Source organism: Carboxylicivirga taeanensis, assembly GCF_051851475.1.
In the GTDB taxonomy this organism is placed as follows: Bacteria; Bacteroidota; Bacteroidia; order Bacteroidales; family Marinilabiliaceae; genus Carboxylicivirga; species Carboxylicivirga taeanensis.
Genome location: NZ_JBPUSJ010000042.1, coordinates 1 through 3356, shown reverse-complemented (window position 1 = coordinate 3356; position 3356 = coordinate 1). Strand labels below are relative to the sequence as shown.

At 35.4% G+C, this 3356-nt stretch carries 3 protein-coding genes and 1 tRNA gene; all 4 read right to left on the bottom strand.

Annotated elements, in window-relative coordinates:
- Positions 1-916: 916 nt before the first annotated feature.
- Positions 917-1852: a hypothetical protein gene (locus ACSX1H_RS18930; protein WP_439185823.1), complete on the bottom strand. Its 936-nt coding sequence runs from the start codon at positions 1850-1852 to the stop codon at positions 917-919.
- An 18-nt stretch (positions 1853-1870) separates the two neighbouring features.
- A tRNA-OTHER gene (locus ACSX1H_RS18925) sits at positions 1871-1967 on the bottom strand.
- A gap of 3 nt (positions 1968-1970) precedes the next feature.
- Positions 1971-2537, bottom strand: coding sequence for a hypothetical protein (locus ACSX1H_RS18920; RefSeq protein ID WP_439185822.1), 567 nt, complete (start codon positions 2535-2537; stop codon positions 1971-1973).
- On the bottom strand, positions 2518-2778 hold the full coding sequence (locus ACSX1H_RS18915; RefSeq protein WP_439185821.1) for a hypothetical protein: 261 nt from the start codon (positions 2776-2778) through the stop codon (positions 2518-2520). The genes ACSX1H_RS18920 and ACSX1H_RS18915 overlap by 20 nt, the downstream gene beginning before the upstream one ends.
- Between the last annotated feature and the right edge of the window lie 578 nt (positions 2779-3356).

Sequence of the window (3356 nt, the reverse complement as noted above, 5' to 3'; positions counted from 1 at the left end):
ATTTCTCTAATGGTCAGCTTTGCACTAAGCCAAAAACCAAATGAGAAGGTGTTTTACGCCAGCGTTTGGAAATCAAGCTTCCGAAAAGAAAAGTGTGAAAGCCTGTTAAAGCGGCTTATAACCAACTAATACTGATTAAGAGCGGCGTAAACAGTTTGTAAGTCAATTTGATTCCTGTTCACGTTTGAAAATCAATTCCAGAGGCACAACAATCTGAACGTCTGGCTGATATGAAACAAACTGAGTCAAGAAAAGTGGCCAAGTTATACTACGTTTTGGTTTTTGGCGTATGACCAAAATGCTGCTGCCGATACAGATACCCCGAAATAAGCTACAACGGTTAGCTGCATGATGCAGTAGCAGATTCGCGGTGCTGATTGTCCGTCCGGCAGGACAGACAATCGAGGCGGGAATCGGCCCAACCAAAGCGAGCCGGACTGCTATGCATTATTGCAGCTTGTTACAGGCTGTTATTTTATCTTCTTAATTTCTCTAATGGCCAGCTTTGCTCAAAGCCAAAAACCAAATGAGAAGGTGTTTTACGCCAGCGTTTGGAAATCAAGCTTCCGAAAAAAAAGCTCGAGACCCAGTTAAAACACAAATAGTTGCATAAAAATTGCTTAAGCCTGGCGTAAACAGTTTGTAAATCAAATTGATTCTTGTTCACGTTTGAAAATCAATTCCAAAGGCACTTCAATCTGAACGTCTGGGCTAATATGAAACCAACCGAGTCAGGATTAGTGGCCAAGTAATACTAAGTTTTGGTTTTTGGCGACCGTCCTCAATCCCACTTACAAAGCTGAAACCCGAAATTGCCTGTAACGGTAAATTGTATGAGTAGTGGCAGATTGCGTGGTACTTTCCTGTCAAACCGCTACGCAGTTTGAGCGGGGTACAAACCATAATATTTGCCACATCACCTGCCATTACTTATACAAAATGTTGTGCTTAGTGTTTTATCATCTAGGTCAGTAAGTAAATCAGAAACGTATTTTAGTAGTGAAATGACTTTCAAACTATTTATCTCAGTTCCATAATCTGTACTTACTCCATGTAAAATTTCATGTCGATTTAATCTACACGGAAACTTTTCTATATCTTGCTCTCGCACCATAATTGGAGTCTGGTTTTGAAGCGGTGATAAATATAATTCTAAGAAATTTCCTGCTGATTTTTCTAATTCTGTTATAACCTCTGGTAAGAATTTATACTTTTTGTTCTTTTTTTCTTTTATAAAGAACTTTTTCTTCGTGAAATCAAAACAGATACCATCAACTTGAGTTAATACTGCTGGTATTAAAAGAACATGATTACCTCTATCAAATGATTTTTTTATACTTTCTAAAATTTCTTTTCTGTTATGATGTCTATTAAGCAAGGATTCGAAGATATTATCTAAATTCGTTTTATAGTAATCTATTAATAGCTTATTTGCGGCATCAATGTTTCCATTCTGAAGATTACTAGCAACTTGATTTGGAAAGTTTAAGTCACTTTCTAAATCAACAAACCAGCCATATTGAGCAATCAACAGAAAATATTCTGGTGTTTTTTTAGCGTATTCTCTTAGCCTTTCTCCAATCTTTTTGAAAGCTTCTAATTGCTCGAGAAATGGATTTTCAAATTTTGGTATAGAAGCATAAATCCTATTAATATTCTCAAAGGATTGTTGAAACTGATTTAATGGGTCAATCAACTTTTTCTGTAGTTCTAAAGTTGGTTGAATCGCTTTTTGTAAAGCTTTATGTTGCTCAGTCAACTGCTCTTGATTTTTCCTCATCGGTTCTGTAATCTTTGCGATTTCCCGATAAGGTTTCATCATTCTTTCTATATGCTTTTTAAACTCCTCCAATTATATTTCTTTTAGTTGTGAGCATTGGAAGATTCGAACTCCCGTTTTCCGAAATCACACTGAAACCTCAATTTCAACGTGGCTTCGGACGTCCTGACCTCTAGACGAAATGCTCTATTCAAATGTGATTTATTATTTCTGAAACCAATGTATCTGAATCATTTTCTTTTATATATCCATATTGTGTTTTTAACGCACTTTCAATTGATTTTTCTAACCTGTTATTGTCGTCTTTAAATTTTTTTATTTTTCTGATTACATCCCAATTTGCAAGTCCCTCGGGTTTAGGGTAGCCAATAGAACTAATTTTCAAAGCTAAATCTTTTGTAATTTGAGTGAATAAGAAATAATCTTCAAAATCAATTTCTTCTATTTTTTTGGGAGAATTTTTAACCCTGTATCTTTTTAATAATTCAGAGTCAAAATGATTTATTTCTTTTTCATACTTACTATCTATTTCGCCTTTTGAAGTGGTTTTTTTATGTGAGAAATAAACTCTCAATTGATGATAATAAGCAAAAGTATCAATTAGATAATCATCAATTTTATCAGTTTTATTAATTCTATTTAACCTCTTAAGAAAAGAAATTACTTGGTCTAACTTTGTTTTCCCTTGTTCAAATGTCCACTCTTCGCTACATAGACTATTATATTCAGTTTGTAACTCATAAAAAAAATGTTTCACCTAAATGATAGACGTTTGAAATATTTCCGAGGACAATTTGATTATAATAATTATTTGATTGGTCGTAAGAAACCATAATATCAAATTCGTTAGATTTCTGCTTTAAATATGATTCAGGGTCATTGGATTGACTCATTTTTTTTAAGAAATCTTTAATTGATATTTCAGAAATCTCAACAACATAATCTAGCCGTCCTAAATCCGCTAGTAAATTATTATACGCTTCATATTTAAATATCATGCAGGTTCTTTTTTACATTAAGCACAACGGTTAGCTGCATGATGCAGTAGCAGATTCGTGGTGCTGATTGTCCGTCCGATAGGACTGACAATCGAGGCGGGAATCGGCCCACCCAAAGCGAGCCGGACTGCTATGCATTATTGCAGCTTGTTGTAGCTTGTTATTTTATCTTCCTAATTTCTCTAATGTTGAGCTCTGCAGTAAGCCAAAAACCAAATGAGAAGGTGTTTTACGCCAGCGTTTGTGAATCAAGCTTCCGAAAAAAAGCTCGAAAACCAGTAAAAACTGCTTATAACCAACTAATACCGATTAAGAGCTGCGTAAACAGTTTGTAAATCAAATTGATTCCTGTTCACGTTTGAGAATCAATTCCAAAAGCACTTCAATCTGAACGTCTGGGCTGATATGAAACAAGCTGAGTCAAGAAAAGTGGCCAAGTTATACTACGTTTTGGTTTTTGGCGAACCTCCAAAATACTGCTGTCGATACAGAAACCCCGAAATAAGCTACAACGGTTGGCCGCATGGCGCTGTAGCAGATTTGCGTTGAGATTGTCCGTCCGAGAGGACGAGACTATC